The following is a 16,601-nucleotide window of genomic DNA, read 5'->3' as shown; positions in this document are numbered from 1 at the left end:
AAATATTCGCATGAAAAAACTAATTGCATTATTCGCCGTAACGGTGATGACCTTCTATGCCCGAGCCCAAACAAAAGTCTGGCTGTCCGGCTACCATTCCAACGCCTCTATCAAGTACCTGTACAATGGCAGCTATACCACCACTGATGCCGTGTGGGAAGGTGGAACACCAAAAAGTAACAGCAATGTGGTAGTGTACGGGCAATTTAAAAAAGACGCATCTGGCAGAAGTTATTTCTCTATTGAAAAATCTGCGAACACAGTTACATTATTTACCGGCAATTACACGCGTGCCCGCTATAACTGCGCCATCAACGGTGATGAAGGACAAATCGTTACCAATACCGGCTCAAAGATTATTTATACCAGCCTGGAACCCTTGGGGGACGAAGGTTACATCAAAGTAACCCGGGCAGAATGGGGGGTAAAGGTGTGTCAAAACAAATTATCCAGTGTGTACTATATCCGGGAGTTCAATACTGAAGAACCCCGCCAGAGTGCCGGCGCATCCAATGAAAACACCATGGGCCAGGTAAGCGGTAAAATCATCAGCGTGCAGAAACCTGCGGAGCTTAATGTCCCTAACTACGCGGTGCTGCTGAATGAAGACGGAAATGAAATTGAAATTTCTGCCGCCAGACCTATGAAGGTAGGAGAGTGGGTTAACCTTCAGGGTTATACGAAAACGGTGTACTGGAATGGTGTGATGAAAGTCAGCCAGGTGTTTTACGTAAAAAAATCATCTTAAAATTATTACCATGCAAATGATCATTATCCTCGCCATCATAGTACTTGCAGTGGCCATATATTATTACAACAAATTAGTCCGCAAGCAAAATGAAGTGACCAACGCCACCGGTAGTATCGACGCCATGTTAAAAAACCGGTACGACCTGATCCCCAACCTGGTGGATACCGTAAAGGCATATATGTCGTACGAAAAAGAGGTGCTGGGTAAACTCACCGCTATGCGTACAAAAGCGCTGTCCGACGATGTTTCAGCGGAAGATAAATTGAAGCTGAACAGCGAAATATCCGGCGCACTACGCCAGGTGATGGTAGCCGTGGAAAATTACCCGGACCTGAAATCAAGCAACAACTTCCTGCAATTGCAACAGAGCTGGACGGATATAGAAGACCGCATTTCCGCTTCCAGAAGATTTTATAATAATGCGGTAACTGAATACAACAATGCTATTCAATCTTTCCCTGGAACGCTCTTCGCTTCCCTGATGGGCTATAAGCCCAAACCGGTTTTTGAAGCGGCGCCTGCCGAAACGCAGGGCCTGAGCGCAAAGGGATTATTTAGTCATTCCTAATACCACCGCAAAAGAATGAATAGCTCCAAACTGTTAGTGCTGGAGGGCCTGCGCAAAAAACTGCTGTTAAAAGTGCTGATGAGAGTTGGCATTTGGATGGCCGTATTTTTGCCGGCCCTCGGTTGGCTGACCTGGAAAGTAATACAGGTATACAGTCACGAATTTCGTATTACAAACGATGGGGAGATATTATTGGCAGCTATTGGGCTGTTACTTTTCGCCTATTTCCTGGCAGCCATATATCTCTCTAAAAAAATTAAAAAGATTATTTATAAATACCTGTACCAGGGCGGGTATGCGGACATGTACAAAGCGGAAATTTTGGTAAAGGCCATCCCGGAAATGCTGCCCGGACTGAGTTATAACGCTACACAGGGCATCCCACGGGATGATTTTAGTCAAAGCGGTTTTCCCTTGTTCCGAAACCCGGACAGATACTATTCCTCCGGTGAGTTGACAGGCGCCATAGGCAGTACTGCCTTCAGTTTCGCCGAAGTGCTGGCAGAAGAATACCGGCAGGATGGGGACTCGCAACCGACCTGGCAGGACCTCTTCCGCGGTGTGTTTTTTGTAGTCGATTTGCAGAAACACACGGATTCGAACACCTTAGTATATCCCGATGGGGTTAAGTATTTTGCGCCATTGCTGCTGGGAAAGCTGAGTCAGGAAAAACTCAGGTACCAAAGGGTGAAACTGGAAGATGTAGCTTTCGAAAAATATTTTGAAGTATACGGTACCGATCAAACGGAAACGCGCTATATGTTGTCGCCCGCACTGATGGACAGGATGGTGGATTTTACAAAACAAACCGGCAAGAAGTTGCAGTTTTCTTTTAAGGGATCTAAGGCCTATTTTGGTATTTATTACCCAATGGGCAAAATGTTGTTTATACCGCCGCTTTTCAGCAGCGTCAATGATACACGGACATTGGAAACCTATGTAGCGCAAGTCCGCATGATGACGGAAATTATCAAAGCGCTCAATATGAATGCTGCATATGTAAAATAGGAACCGGGCGTGCAGGAAAAGCATGTTCATGGAGAAAACTGACGTACTTGATAATTTGCGCTGATTTGCCAATCCGCCATGGACAGTGCTTTCAGCGCATTTTTTTCTTCTTCCCGTATTTTGTCGCAATTTGCCCCCGAAATTTTTCATCATTATGCGCAAATACCTATACCTGGCTGCCACCTTTCTGTTAGCAGCTCTTCAATTAAAGGCGGACCCTGTCCGCGATTCAGCCGAAATCTACCAGGAGCAGGTCAACCACATTATTGATTCCATCCGCAGCACACAAAAGTATGAAACCGGTACAATTCAACTACCCGGCGGCAAGGCGGAGATCAAGATCCCTGCAGGGTTTAAATTCCTGAATGCCGAACAAAGCAAGTACGTACTCACCAAGCTGTGGGGCAACCCGGAAGCCAATGCTGCCAATACCCTCGGCATGATCTTTCCTGAAAAATCTGATCCGTTTTCTGACAGTAGTTATGCCTTCATCGTAGAATTTGAGGACATCGGATATGTAAAAGACGATGATGCGGAGAAAATCGATTACGACGAGATGCTCAAAACCATGCAGAAAGAGGAGAAAGGCGAAAACGAAGAACGTGCGAAAGCTGGTTATGCGGCCATACACTTTGTAGGATGGGCCCAAAAACCTTTCTACGACAAGGAAAATAAAGTATTGCACTGGGCAAAGGAAATCCATTTCGACGATCATGAAGCAGGCGCCAATACGCTCAATTACCAGATCCGTATCCTCGGCCGCCATGGTATTTTGTCGCTCAACGCGGTATGTACCATGCAGGAATTGCCACTGGTAAAAGCGGATATTAGTAAAGTACTGCACATGGCCACCTTCACGGAGGGAAATACTTATTTTGACTTTGATCCTAAAGTAGATGATGTGGCTGCATGGACTATCGGCGGACTGGTAGCGGGTAAGATTCTGGCTAAAGTAGGCTTCTTTGCGCTCATCTTAAAGTTCCTGGCGGCCGGCTGGAAATTCATTGTGCTGGGCTTTCTGGCGCTGGTGGGTTACCTGCGTAAATTCATCGGCCGTAAAAAGGAGGAAGAGCCTTTGGCACAGGTGCCAGCGGAAGTTCCTGCTGATGAACCTCCTGCCACATTGTAAATACACCTGATATAAAACGAAAAGGGCGGCTGAAAAGCCGCCCTTTGTTGATTTTAAAACCCACGTTTTATTGAACTATTACAATTGAAGTTTTCGCATACAATCCCAGCGTCACCGTTACCAGGTACATACCACTGCTGGCTTTTTTCAGGTCTACATTTTGCTGGAATACTTCACCCTGCTTATTGCCGGTGAGGTATTGCACTATCAATCCGCTCTGGTTACGCACAGTGATGGTAACCGGTCCTTCCTCTGCACTACTTAGCCGTACTTTAAAGTTGCCATTTGTTGGATTTGGGAAGATGGTCAGCATATCTTCCGCGCCATGGCCGCCGCCATTACCGTTGGTATAACTGGCAGGCGCACTCTCTGCTGAACGATTACCGGCAGCATCTGTAGCAACTACCGTAAACGTATATACGTTGTTTCCTATCGGTGCATCCGTGGTAAATGAAGTAGTACTTACCGGCGTTGAATTGAGCAACGCGCCATCTCTGTAAACAAAATATCCTGTTACCCCAATATCATCCGCAGGAGCCAGCCACACCAGCTTTACATTGTGAGCAGTGGCTTTAAACGCCGTGAGAGCCGCTGGCTGCTCCGGGCTTACCATATCCTTCACCGTTAGTAACTGTGTTTGAGCTGTAGCGGCTTTGTATAGGTTGTTACCCGGCTGGGCAGCAGTAAGCGCCGCAATGCCCAGGCCATTTATATGTACTTGTCCGTTTACAATCGATGCGATATTGTGATCATTGCTGCTATACACGACCTCCAGTCCTGATGTAGCAGTAGCGCCCGGATTGAAATTATTGCTGCCAAAGGCTTTTTCAGGTATCGGGGAGAAGGTAATGGCTTGCGCTGCACGCATCCGCGTATAGGCGATAACGTTATTGCTATCCGCAAGCGGGGAATTGCCATTGCTATCTGTTATGCCAGTTGTTCCATTTACCTCCAGCCGAACATTGCCTTCGCCTTGCAGGTTGCCGATGGTAACGGAATACACCGCAGGTGATATCGCGGTAACTGCTGTTACGTTGCCGGTAATACTGGTATCAGCAATCACGCCAAATGAAGCGGGTGTTACCCCGGTTACACTTTCGGTAAACACTACACGATAATTCACACTGGTAGCATTGGTGGAATCCGCATCCTGTCGGCTGATGCTGCTGATGGCAGGAGCTATCAGATCCGTTACGGCGATGTTTGGTTGCGCCGGTGTCTCCATATCATAACCCAGATAGAAAGATGGATATGGCGGCTGATTGTAGCCGGAATTTTGCCAGGCCACCGCTGTGCGGTATTGCGGATCATGCATCAGTGTAGTAATGCGGTGCTCCGTGGGAATATTGGTGGTAAACAATACGAGGGCTGTATTATCAGATCTGCGCAGGAGTATTTCCTCGCGCCAGTCGCCCAGCAGGTCCGCGGTGAGACAAGGATTCTTTTTAGTATCGTTGTTGCCGGTCACCGGGGCTGCCTGGTAAATGGTGAACAGGCGGGTCATGGCATTCACCGGTGAGGGGCGCCACTTATCCAGCACGTTGCCATCCAACAGTTCCCGGGCCAGGTCGCCGTCCCACCATACAGCATGGTTATATGAAGGGCGGTTGGTGGAAATCAGTTCCCCTTTTAAGCTGTACACGCCGTTGCCGGAGGAACCCCACACTTCGTAGCCTTTATAGGCGGAGTCGATATCTGCTGCCAGGGCGCGACCCACATCGCCGGTAGTAGGCACCCCAAAAAGTGTTTCTCCTGTTTTAGCATCGTTGAAACGGAGGCCATAGGGCGCGTAATCGCCCGGACTCTCCTGGCATTGCCAGATCTCCAGTCCCGGGTGATCAGGGTCCATATCGGTCATGTGCAGGGCATCGCCGTGACCATTGCGGTTGCTCCACAGGCGGGTACCGTCGTCGTCGATGGCACATGCGCCGTTGATCACTTCATCTTTACCATCGCCATCCACATCGCCGATGGTCATCTGGTGATTGCCCATGCCGCTGTATGCCTCGTTGGCCGGGTTGTTGGGATCTTTGCTATCAAACTTCCAGCGCAGCGTCAGCTGGCCGTTGCGCCAGTCGTAGGCGGCACGCACCAGCTTATTGTAATAACCACGACCCATAATCAAACTGGGTCGCACGCCATCCAGGTAGGCAATAGCGTTTACGTAACGTTCTGCACGATTGCCGTAATTATCTCCCCAGTCGGCATAGGCACCTCTTGGTGGCTCATAGTTAACGGTAGCCATGGCCCTGCCGGTAAGGCCATTGAACACGGTAAGGTATTCAGGTCCCTGATCGGCCCAGCCGCCGCTGTTGCGGTAATCCACTACCGGATCACCGATAACGGTGCCGGTACCATCGATGGTGCCATCGGCAGTTTTACAGGCCATTTCTGCTTTACCGTCGCCATCCAGGTCGTACACCATGAACTGGGTAAAGTGCGGGCCTGCATTGATATTTTTCCCGAGGTTGATACGCCATAGCAGCGTACCGTCCAGCTCATAACAATCGATGATCTGATCACCGGAGTAGCCGCCGGAGTTATGATTGAGCTTTGTAGGGTCCCACTTCAGGAATATTTCATATACGCCATCGCCGTCCACATCGCCTACGGAGCAGTCGTTGGCGGTGTACGTATAGGCCACCCCGTCAAACGTGGTGCCACCCGGCGGAATCTGTAATGGGATCTGCATTTGATTGCTGGCCCATACCTCCATGGCAGGTGTTGGTGCGCCTTCGGCACCGTTAAGGACCGGGCGCACGGTATATTGGTGATTGGTGGTGGTGCTGTCTACGAAGTTGGTGGAAGTGGTGACAGGTGTGGTGTTGATTTTAATACTGTCGCGGTACACGTTAAAGGCAATGTCTTGCGGATCGGTACCAAGGAGTCGCCACCCGATGTACACCGTAGCGGCATTGCGGCGCACGGCCACCACCGCCCTGGTGAGGTATTCCATTTGCCTGGGAGCCGTCACCACGGCATCGGGGGTGGAGAGGGTGCTTAGGCGAATATTGTTACCATAGCTGGTGCCGCCGGCATTAATAGCATAGGCGCGCACATAGTAAGCCGTGGCAGGGGTGAGGTTATTTAGTGTAACAGTGTACACACCAGTGTCTGCGCTGGCTGCGGCCACTTTATTGCCGGCAGTGGTAGGGTTGGTGTTGAGTCCATATACGAGTCCTCTTTCAATAATAGGGGAACCGCCATCGTCTGTAATATGCCCGCCGCCGGTGGCCGTGGTAGGTGTAACACCCGTCAGCACGGCTGTGGTCATCATTATCGGATCGGGTGGCGGTATATAGCCACGTACTACGGGCGTGGATATACTGCTGCTGTTTGTTTTCGTATAGGCGATGGCGGGACTGGCCGTATCGCTGCCAATAGCGATGCTCAGGTTGCCCACCGGCTGGTCGATGCCGGTAGCTACTGCCGGGTCTTTCAGCTCCCGCCAGGCGGTAGTGCCCACATACTGCTTAAACACGCGGGCGGCAGAAACGGAACTGCTGCTGACTGCATCAATGAAAGAGCAGTAGAGGTTACCGCTTTGATCGCGCAGCATGCTGATGGCCGGTGCATCACGACCTGAAAGGGAAGTGGCGGTACCCCAGGTGCCGGTGGTTCTGTTATAGGTGATGACCGTGGCGCGGTTGGAGTTGCCAGTGTTGAAGTAAGCAATGGCCAGGTTATCGGCCGACTGCACCGCCATACTGGTATGGCGGATGCCGGAAAGGGTGGAGGTAGCGGCCACCCAGGTACTGCCGTTGAAGTTATACAGTGCCATACTACCCGTGGTAGCGGTGTTGCTGCTCAGGTTACAGAAAACCAGCCAGGGCATATCATTTTCATCGAGGATCAGGCTGAGGGCAACGGCTTTGGCGGCTGCATTCACGGAGCTGCCGCCTACAGTTACCCAGCTGCTACCATCGAACATTTTCACAAATGGGACCAGGTTGCCGTTATCGCCAAAAGCGATATAAGGCCTGTGGTTGGAGTCGAATGCGAGCGTGCTGCGGGGAGTAGAACTGTACTGCGATACGCTGTTGGTCACAGAACCGGCAGAAACATATAGGTTGGCTGTATTGCCATCCATTGGCTCCCAGGCGCTGGTAGCGGTATTGTACGTTTTTACGGCGAGCTTGTTGCCGGTGGCAGCGTCTACATAAGTCACATACAGTACACCGGTTTGATCTGCATATAGTCGGGTATAGGTGGTACTGGCACTGGTTACATTGCCGCCTACCTGTGCCCAGGTGCTGTCGGCCTGCATTTTCTTCACCTTGGCGATGCCGCCTTCGGTGAATACCACATAGGGTACATCCCCTACGAGTGCGATATTGGTATGGGCAGATGCCAGCGAGGCAAGGGCCTGCTCATTGCCCAGAATTTTCCATTGCTGGGCGTAAGTGCTGCCGGTAATAAACAGTAACAGCACCATAGAAAATAGTAGTACAGATTTTTTCATGTGGAATCGTTGAGTATTTAGTGGATGGAGAATAAGCACAAGCGTGTTGGCCGGACCTGTACAATGTGGTCCGGAAATAGGAAATTAACACGGCGCCTCCGATGGGTGTATAACTAGCTATTGCCCGTAGCTGAAAGTGGTTTTGAGAGGAGGGAATGTCAGCACCGGCCTATAGCCTGTCCTGTACCATATTGTTGAAAATACAGATAGCGTGTGAATTCATAACGTACATGGAATTAAATATTTGCCGATGCCTCGTGGTAAACTATCGTCAATACAGGAAATTACGATTTGTAGCCGGGATGATTGTCCTGTACTATCCTGCCTGCGGCAAAATCAACTTTTTAGATTTATTTATTTTTTTATAGTTTGCAAAAAAATATAGGACCAAAATTTTGCCGGCTATTCAATCATACGAAGAGAAAGAGCTGCTGCAGCGCATAGCGGCAGGTGACGAGCAGGCATTTGCAGTCATATTCGACCATTATTACCCATTACTCTATACTTATATCAATAGGATTACAAGGGTACACGCCGATACAGAAAGTATCCTCCAGGATGTTTTTATGAAGATCTGGCAGGGCCGCGAAGCACTGGAATTCGTGGACAAATTTAGTAACTACCTCTGGGTAATGGCACGCCATCATGCCCTGAATGCGATCCGTAACATGTCACGGCGGCAAGCCATACTGAATACCTTACCCGCGGAAGCTGAAGATGAACAGCGTGCCTGGCAGCTATCACTTATTGATGAGGCCATCCGGCAATTGCCTGAACATTGTCGCAAAGTGTGGACCATGAACAGGATCGATAAAATGAAACAGGCTGAAATAGCCAGAGAACTGGGTATTGCGCTTCCTACCGTTAAAAAATATATGCAACAGGCAGTGAGCCTCATTACGCAGCATGTAAAAAATCAGTCCTCCCTCGGATTGGCCATTACCTTATTACTGGTCTTGTTTTCTGAAGAAAAGTAAAATCCCCGTATACTTTTTCCCCGCACCACGTGTCTTAATAGCTATTGTGGTATCCTGCAAATGAACGTACCCTATTTTAACGGCATCAAAAAAAAGTTACTCATCAGCATATACTTTTTGAAGTAACCAGGTGTCTTAATATATAACAGCAGGTTTGCAATTTTTATTTAGGGAGATGCCAACGCCGCTGGTACGGCGCCTCCGAGGCTTGCAATAATAATAGTAAATGGAAAGAATAGCTGAATTATTTCACCGGTACTTTGAAGGTAAGGCTTCGGCTGATGAAGAGCAGGAGCTGATGCAACTGGTAGAGAAAGTAAGTAATATTGACCTGGAAATAATGATGAAGCAGGAGTGGGAAGTATTAACATTACCGGATGCCAACGTGCCTGATGGTACACATCTGCTGCAACAAATACTCTATAAACCTGCGCCACGCAGCAGGATACTGAATTTGCGCAGGAGCGCCGCCGCAGCTGCGATACTGTTATTATTAAGTGTCGGAGGATACTATCTGTATCAACAGCACCACGCAAATCCTCCGGTTACTGTCACCAATATCTTACCTGGTTATAATAAAGCCATGCTGACGTTAGAAGACGGACGCGTGGTATCCCTCGACAGCACCGGGTCTCAGTTGATTCGCCAGGGTGCCTGTACAGTGAGCCAGCAAAACGGCGAGCTCAATTATGACAGTCACCAGTCATCGGAAAAAATAGCGTATAACACGCTTAAAACCCCGCGTGGCGGACAATATCGTGTAACCTTGCCCGATGGTACTGCCGTATGGCTGAACGCTGCAAGTTCCATCAGGTATCCTACCACTTTTAAAGGAACAAACCGGCAGGTGGAAATGACCGGGGAAGCATACTTTGAAGTGGCTGCAAATGCGGATAAACCCTTCGTCGTAACCGTAAACGACGGCGTAAGTATCCGCGTATTAGGAACGCATTTTAATGTGAACGCCTATCCGGAGGAAGGCAGCACTAAAACTACCCTGTTAGCTGGTGCAGTAGCAGTAGGAGCAACAGCTATAAAGCCGCTGATACTTAGACCTGGTCAGCAGGCACAGGTACTGGCCACTACCATGAATATTATAAACAATGTAAATACAGCACAGGTGGTCGCCTGGAAAAACGGCCAGTTCGACTTCAGTCATGCCGATATAAAAACCGTCATGAACCAGCTATCCAGGTGGTATGATGTAGACGTCAGGTATGATGGAACGCTGCCAACACAAATGTTCAGAGGTAAGCTCTCCAAAGAGCTACGCCTGTCGGAAGTATTGGAGATACTCCGGGATGTAAATGTGAAATATAAATTGGACAACAGAACGATTATCGTTTATGGGGAATAGCTCATCCAGCCACTAATCAGTAACCAACTATAAACCGCTGTAGGGCTATTTTATGAGTCCTGTACAGCCGTATGTTTAATCATCTAATCAACCAAAAGTATGTTAAAACGTGTAGGTATTAAACGACCCGGAAACTCCTGGTTGAGCCAGCGCCACAAAACAATGCGTGTTTTGAGGATGGCGGTAATGCTAATGTTGACTTTCATCATCAACGGGTATGCTACAGGGAAAGCCCAGGGTAAAGTATCCGTGACCGTACAGGCAGGGACACTTGCTCATGTGTTATCCACCGTAGAAAAGCAAACCGGCTACTCTTTCTTTTTTGATGAGAAAATACTGACTGCCGCCAAACCGGTAAGTATAAATGTTAAAGAAATGGAACTGGAAAAATTCCTTGAACTGGTATTTAAAGACCAGCCATTTCGGTACAGTATCAGAAACAGGGTCATTACCATCTCCCCTAAAAACCAGATAACGCTTGCAACGGATGATCCGGAGCAAGCTGCTGCCACCAGTGTTTCCGGAAAAGTGATCAACGGTAGCGGGCAACCGGTAATAGGTGCTACTATCCGCCTGAAACCTTCCGGCCTCGGTACCTCCACCAATGATCGGGGTGTGTTTGTGATCAATAACATCCCTGCCGGTACGTATACGCTCGAAATTTCCTGCATCGGATTTACCCATACCTCAGAAAAAATTACTGTAAACAAGCAACCCGTGGAACTGCTGTTTACCATGAAAGAAAAAGTAATTGAACAAAAAGAAGTAGTAATTTCTACCGGCTATACCAGCAAAAAAACAGGAGAGATGACCGGGTCCGTACAAAGGATTTCAGGCGATGACCTCCGTATGGGTATCACCTCCGCAGATCCGGCATCCTTGCTTAAAGGACGGGTAGCAGGCGTATATATTGCAGAGCAAAATGCGGCAGATCCTACCAGCAGCGGCGGCCAGCTATTTGTGCGGGGCCAGAGCAGTATTGCAGGTGTAGGTCTGGACCAGGTAAACGAATTTGTAATCCCTACCTTGTCCTACGGTCCCCTGCTGGTGCTGGACGGAGTAATCATGCCCAATCAGAATTTAAAAGACCTGGTGACGCCGCAGGAAATACAGGATATTACCATCCTCAAAGATGCGGCCGCCACTGCTATTTATGGCTCCAGAGCCGCTGCAGGCGTCATGGTGGTGACCACAAAGAAAGGTCGTACTGAGAAAACCCGCATTACCGCCGATATTAAGCACGGTATCAATATACCTAATACGGGTAACATGCACTTTATGGCTGGTCCGGAACTATATGATCTGCAACAAAAATTTTTTACGGAAAACTATGCACAGAACAATGCCAGCCTCACTCCGCTATTCCCTACTGTAGCCGATTACCTCAACTATATGCTGCCTGCTCAGGAAGCAGTGGCCAACTCCTACGACTGGACAAAATATGCCTTCAGGACCAGTCATACCACCGACGTAAACATTGCGGCCAGTGGTGGAAGCGATAAAACGAAATTCTATATTGGCGCTACCTACTATAAGGAAGATGCTACCAGCATCGTCAACAGCCTTACCAGGAAAACTTTCCGCCTGAACCTGGACACACGCCTTACCGACCGGTTGACAGCCAGTATGTCCATCAACGGCATTATGAACAATGGCAGCAGAGATATCAACAGCGTTGCAGGCTCTGTTCAAACTTATATCCCATGGGCTAATCCGTATAACAGTGCAGGCGCACTAACGCCTGCGCTGCAGTATAAAATGGGCGGAAATCAGCAGGTAAAAGGTAATCCGCTGTACGATAACCAATATAATTTCTACAATCTCCAATCTCAGTTGTTTTTTGGCTCCATCAAACTGGATTACAAAATTACAGACTGGCTGAGCTTATCCAGTACTAATTCAGGCAACCTGAATTACAATAAGAATGTGCAGTATATAGATGTCAGAACCTATGATGGGGGCAGTTCCATTTTTGCACCACAGGGTTACCTGGGTACCACCACCGGTAACCTGATGTCGTACCTGACTTCCAATCAACTGAGCTTTAACAAGCGGATAGGAGACCACTCCATCAGAGCGCTGGCAGCATTCGAATTCGGACAAACAACCAGCGAGGACATGCTGGTAAATGTAAACCATGTGAGGGCGGGGTATCCGGTGATCTCCCTGGCTCGTGAAATGGGCGGCCCTGCGGATCTCTCGTTTTATGGTATACCCTCCACTAAAGTAGGCAACCTCGAAGGTGGTAAGGATGTAAGGGCCGTGTATTCAATTTTTGGTGAAGCAGGATATACCTATAAAGGCCGTTACAGCCTGAGTGGCAGCATTCGCACTGATGCTTCCAGTAGCTTTGGCAGCAATAACAGGTATGGTACTTTCTATTCTGGTGGCGCAGCGTGGAACATCAGCAGCGAGCAGTTCCTGGAGCAATCAAAGTGGCTGAACATGCTGAAGCTACGGATGAACTATGGTACCAGCGGCTCGCAGCTGGGCGACAACTTCCTGACGCGAACACTTTATGATCCGAGGGAAGTATATAGTGGTAGCGGTGCAGCCACCATTACAGTGTTGGGCAATCCGGACCTGCGCTGGGAAATCACCAAAACGCTGAGTACTGGTATAGACGTAGAGCTGTTTAACCGCTTAACTGCCAATATTGATTTTTACCGCCGCCGTTCCCAGGACCTGATTCAGAAAGTAACACTGCCGCCTATGGCGGGTTTCCCGACACAATGGCAAAATGCAGCTGTTGTGCAGAACACCGGTCTGGAAGTAGTACTGAATTCGCAAAATATTATGCGCAGGAATTTTACCTGGAATACCTCCTTCAACTTCAGTTGGAACAAAAACCAGATTGTAAGTTTGGCCAATGATTCACTCAGACAGGGATATTACGATCAAAACAGTTTTTATTTGTATAAAGGAGATGATATTAATTCCCTGAAAGCCGTAAAGTACGCCGGTGTAGACCCTCAAACAGGGAAGCCACTGTTTGAGAAACTTCAATTCGATGCAAAGGGACAAAGAATAGGGGTGGAGTATGTGAACACCCTGGCGGAAGTTGGTGCGGACCGCGATAGCAGACAGTTTCAGACTGTTGGCTCTTTTCAGCCCAGATTTTACGGAGGACTAACAAATACTTTCAGCTATAAAAATTTTTTACTCAGCGTCCTGATTACTTACGCCATCAAGTATACTATGACGAATAATTATGCAGCAAACGCACAAATGGCTTTTATCGATCGGTTCAACCAGCTGAAGTACACCAACGCGCAGATCCCATGGACCACACCGGGCCAAACGAATGCAACAGAGCCATCATTGTATTATCAGGCTACCACCAACTATTTCGGCTCCGATAAATATATGCATGATGCCAGTAATGCCTCACTCCGCAATATCCGGTTGAGTTATGAGCTGCCAAAGGCATTTATTGAACGTTTGAAGCTGGCTAATGCTACGGTGTATGCCACTGCCGATAATATTTATACCCTTTATTCCAAAAAAATAATTGCCTCCAGTCCGGAAGGTCCGGCGGTAGGGGAAGCGCAGAATTTCGGGAACTCAGGTGGAGTGCTGGGTATACCACGCAGATATATGATTGGCGCCCAATTATCTTTTTGATCCACTACAAAAAAGAAAGTCATGAATAAAAATATTAGTGTGCTTTTCTGTACTGCTGCTTTGATGGTGGCGTGTAATAAGAAAATAGATGAAATCAGGCCACTTGTCAAAATAGACCAGGAAGGAGAGCTGTCGTCTGCGGCAGGTATAGTAGAAGCTACAGTGGGCAATTATTCCTTGCTGCGCGGTAGCGCCACCACTTCTTATGACGAGCCACTGGCTAATATCTCAGAGAGCCGTGGCAACAACGTTACTTTAAGAACCTTTGGACCGGTACTAAAAATCACAGACGCATTTGCCTATCAGAATAGTCCGGGGCCGCAGTTGGGTTTCAGCAGCGACTTTTACAGGGGCGCTTACCAGATTATTGTGAGTGTAAACACCACCCTCGAAGGTATTGCGACATTTAAGCAAACCGCTTTTTCATCTTCCACTGAAGCAGATAAAAATAAAGTACTGTATGCAGAAGGGGAAAATCACTTCCTCCGTGCCTTTACTTACTTTAATTTGATTCGCCTGTATGGCAAACCCTATTACCAGGATGCAGCCAATAGCCCCGGTGTTGGCTTAAAATTGACCAGTTCACTCACAGATATGCCCGCACCGGCATCCGTAAAAGCAGTATATGATTTTATCATCAGTGAACTGCAGCTGGCAGCGCAACAAATGAAAACACCGGTAACCAAACCCAACAGCTTTGCTACCACAGGTGCAGCGTGGGCCTTACTGTCAAGAGTTTACCTGTATATGGGCGGCAGTATAGCACAGCCAAACGCTGGTTTTAATGATGCAGTAATTACCTATGTGGATAGTACCTTGAATTATAGCGATGGAAAGTATACATTGATCCAGGGAGCCGATTATCAACATTTGTTTGCCGATGATGAAACCGGCGCCTTAGGCCGGGCTATGTTCGCAAACAACAAGGAAATTATTTTTGCGTTTGATAATGCTACCGGCAGCACCAGGCTTGGACTGCTCTACAATTACGATCCGCAATATAATGGAGGGGGCACGTTCCTGCCAGGACAGGAATTGCTGCAACTGTTGCAGCCGGCGGATATCCGTAAAACGTTTCTGAGAACAAATCCCGCCAACGGGCGGCTCGAAACAACCAAAATGCTGGTGCTCTTCGCACAACTGCTCACCCATGCCCCTAATATATACCTCCGCGTAGGAGAGCAATACCTGAATAGGGCAGAAGCGCATGCTAAACTGGGTAATTTTTCCGCTGCCAGGGCCGATTTGAAATTGATCCATACCAGGGCCGGACTACCAGCAGCTGATGTAGATGCGCTTACGGACCAGGAACTCCTGGAGGCCATACTAAAGGAAAGAAGACTGGAGCTGGCTTTTGAAGGCCATGCAGGGTATGATTATTTCCGGAACGGATTGCCTATGATACGGCAGGCCGCCGATAATAGCGGCCAGCAACTGGTGATACCGCCGGATGATCCTAAAGTCGTGTTTACGATCCCAACTAACTAACAAACACACATTTCCTGCTGTTTTTGCGCTGACCCGTCAGTCGCAGGGGATAACCATGTCTGATAAAATCTAAATCTCAATAAATAAATCTCAACAAATATGAATTTCAGAGCAACAACATCCATGTTCCTGAGTGCAATGCTGCTACTGCTGTTGCAGGTGGCCGGCATTTCAAATGCATTCAGCCAGGAACAACCAAAGCTTTCAATTGGCGACAAAGCGCCGGCCTTTAAGTATGGCAACTTGTTAAAAGGTACACCTATCAAAAATTATGAAAAAGGACGCCTGTATATATTCGAGTTCTGGGCTACCTGGTGCGGGCCATGCATCGCTTCTATGCCACACCTGTCAGTGTTTGCAAAAGAGCACAAGCAGGATGTGACAGTAACAGCGGTAAACATCTGGGAAAAAACAGGGGATAAGCCCTATGAAAGCTCCTGGCCTAAAGTAGCCAAATTTGTTAAGGGTATGGGTGATAAAATGGGTTTCAATGTGGTTACTGACTCGAAAGATGAGCAGATGGCCAATAACTGGATGAAAGCTGCCGGCCAGGGTGGCATTCCTTGCTCTTTCCTGGTAAAAGATGGTATCATCATGTGGATTGGGCATCCGGTAGAAATTGATTCTGTAGTAGGCCTGGTGATGAGCCCTGACTATGATGTACAGGCTGCACGCCAGAAATTCCAGCAAAAAGAGGCTGCAGCCGATTCGGCTATGGGACCATTTATGACCATTATGGAGTCATGGGATAAAGCGGTAAAGGCAAATCAATTTGAGCAGGCACTCAAGATCCTTAACGATGCCATGGGTAAGGATACTACGATGGATAAAAGCCTGGGCTTTTTTAAATTTCAGACAATGATTGAGCATTTTAATGAAGACAGCGCCATGGCTTTTGTCTGTGAATGGCAAAAAGGTACCCCCGGCTATATAGGCTCCACCGCCGCTGTAATTGCCCAAAAGAAAGGACTGAAAAATGATACCTACCTGTATGCCATGGGACTGATTAAAGATAAACTGACCAATCCTAATGAACCGGCAAATATTTATCTCCAGCTGACTGCTGATTTGTATGCCAATATGGGGGACTATAAGAATGCGGTGAATTATCAGCAACAAGCAGTGGATGCTGGCAAGCAATACCTAAAGGAAGGTAAATTTGCTGGCTTTATCCTGGAGGATACCGTGAAAGAAATGGAAGCTAAACTGGCAGAATTTAAGAAACAATTAAAATAAA

Annotated in this window: 10 protein-coding genes; 9 read left to right on the top strand and 1 reads right to left on the bottom strand. The window is 48.1% G+C overall.

Annotated elements, in window-relative coordinates:
• Positions 1–10: 10 nt before the first annotated feature.
• From KW844_RS06165 to KW844_RS06150, 4 genes are all read left to right on the top strand, one after another.
• On the top strand, positions 11–748 hold the full coding sequence (locus KW844_RS06165) for a hypothetical protein (protein WP_218375839.1): 738 nt from the start codon (positions 11–13) through the stop codon (positions 746–748).
• A gap of 10 nt (positions 749–758) precedes the next feature.
• A complete protein-coding gene (locus tag KW844_RS06160; RefSeq protein ID WP_218375838.1) occupies positions 759–1,319 on the top strand; it encodes a LemA family protein in 561 nt (186 codons plus the stop codon).
• 15 nt (positions 1,320–1,334) lie between these two features.
• Positions 1,335–2,327 carry a DUF3137 domain-containing protein gene (locus tag KW844_RS06155; protein WP_218375837.1) on the top strand — a complete coding sequence of 331 codons (993 nt, stop codon included), beginning with the start codon at positions 1,335–1,337 and terminating at the stop codon, positions 2,325–2,327.
• A 154-nt stretch (positions 2,328–2,481) separates the two neighbouring features.
• Complete coding sequence (locus KW844_RS06150; RefSeq protein WP_218375836.1) at positions 2,482–3,456, top strand: DUF2167 domain-containing protein; 975 nt, start codon at positions 2,482–2,484, stop codon at positions 3,454–3,456.
• 67 nt (positions 3,457–3,523) lie between these two features.
• On the opposite strand, the gene KW844_RS06145 is transcribed toward KW844_RS06150, so the two are convergent.
• Positions 3,524–7,918, bottom strand: a complete 4,395-nt coding sequence (locus tag KW844_RS06145; protein WP_218375835.1) for a T9SS type A sorting domain-containing protein — start codon at positions 7,916–7,918, stop codon at positions 3,524–3,526.
• A 395-nt stretch (positions 7,919–8,313) separates the two neighbouring features.
• On the opposite strand from KW844_RS06145, the gene KW844_RS06140 reads away from it, so the two are divergent.
• The 5 genes from KW844_RS06140 to KW844_RS06120 all read left to right on the top strand — a co-directional run bounded on the left by KW844_RS06140 (position 8,314) and on the right by KW844_RS06120 (position 16,600).
• A complete protein-coding gene (locus tag KW844_RS06140) occupies positions 8,314–8,895 on the top strand; it encodes an RNA polymerase sigma factor (RefSeq protein ID WP_218375834.1) in 582 nt (193 codons plus the stop codon).
• Between the two features lie 226 nt (positions 8,896–9,121).
• Positions 9,122–10,252, top strand: coding sequence for a FecR family protein (locus KW844_RS06135; RefSeq protein ID WP_218375833.1), 1,131 nt, complete (start codon positions 9,122–9,124; stop codon positions 10,250–10,252).
• Between the two features lie 99 nt (positions 10,253–10,351).
• Entirely contained in the window at positions 10,352–13,876 is a 3,525-nt protein-coding gene (locus tag KW844_RS06130) for a SusC/RagA family TonB-linked outer membrane protein (protein ID WP_218375832.1), read from the top strand.
• 21 nt (positions 13,877–13,897) lie between these two features.
• Entirely contained in the window at positions 13,898–15,364 is a 1,467-nt protein-coding gene (locus tag KW844_RS06125) for a RagB/SusD family nutrient uptake outer membrane protein (protein WP_218375831.1), read from the top strand.
• 99 nt (positions 15,365–15,463) lie between these two features.
• Positions 15,464–16,600, top strand: a complete 1,137-nt coding sequence (locus tag KW844_RS06120) for a TlpA disulfide reductase family protein (protein WP_218375830.1) — start codon at positions 15,464–15,466, stop codon at positions 16,598–16,600.
• Position 16,601: the final 1 nt, after the last annotated feature.

Source organism: Chitinophaga sp. sic0106, assembly GCF_019219075.1.
GTDB lineage: Bacteria > Bacteroidota > Bacteroidia > Chitinophagales > Chitinophagaceae > Chitinophaga.
This window is presented reverse-complemented; position numbering and strand designations above follow the sequence as displayed.

Excerpts from the sequence above, each read along its gene's own strand:
- KW844_RS06165 (WP_218375839.1), top strand. The coding sequence starts at position 11 with ATGAAAAAACTAATTGCATTATTCGCCGTAACGGTGATGACCTTCTAT.
- KW844_RS06160 (WP_218375838.1), top strand. The coding sequence starts at position 759 with ATGCAAATGATCATTATCCTCGCCATCATAGTACTTGCAGTGGCCATA.
- KW844_RS06155 (WP_218375837.1), top strand. The coding sequence starts at position 1,335 with ATGAATAGCTCCAAACTGTTAGTGCTGGAGGGCCTGCGCAAAAAACTG.
- KW844_RS06150 (WP_218375836.1), top strand. The coding sequence starts at position 2,482 with ATGCGCAAATACCTATACCTGGCTGCCACCTTTCTGTTAGCAGCTCTT.
- KW844_RS06145 (WP_218375835.1), bottom strand. The coding sequence starts at position 7,918 with ATGAAAAAATCTGTACTACTATTTTCTATGGTGCTGTTACTGTTTATT.
- KW844_RS06135 (WP_218375833.1), top strand. The coding sequence starts at position 9,122 with ATGGAAAGAATAGCTGAATTATTTCACCGGTACTTTGAAGGTAAGGCT.
- KW844_RS06130 (WP_218375832.1), top strand. The coding sequence starts at position 10,352 with ATGTTAAAACGTGTAGGTATTAAACGACCCGGAAACTCCTGGTTGAGC.
- KW844_RS06125 (WP_218375831.1), top strand. The coding sequence starts at position 13,898 with ATGAATAAAAATATTAGTGTGCTTTTCTGTACTGCTGCTTTGATGGTG.
- KW844_RS06120 (WP_218375830.1), top strand. The coding sequence starts at position 15,464 with ATGAATTTCAGAGCAACAACATCCATGTTCCTGAGTGCAATGCTGCTA.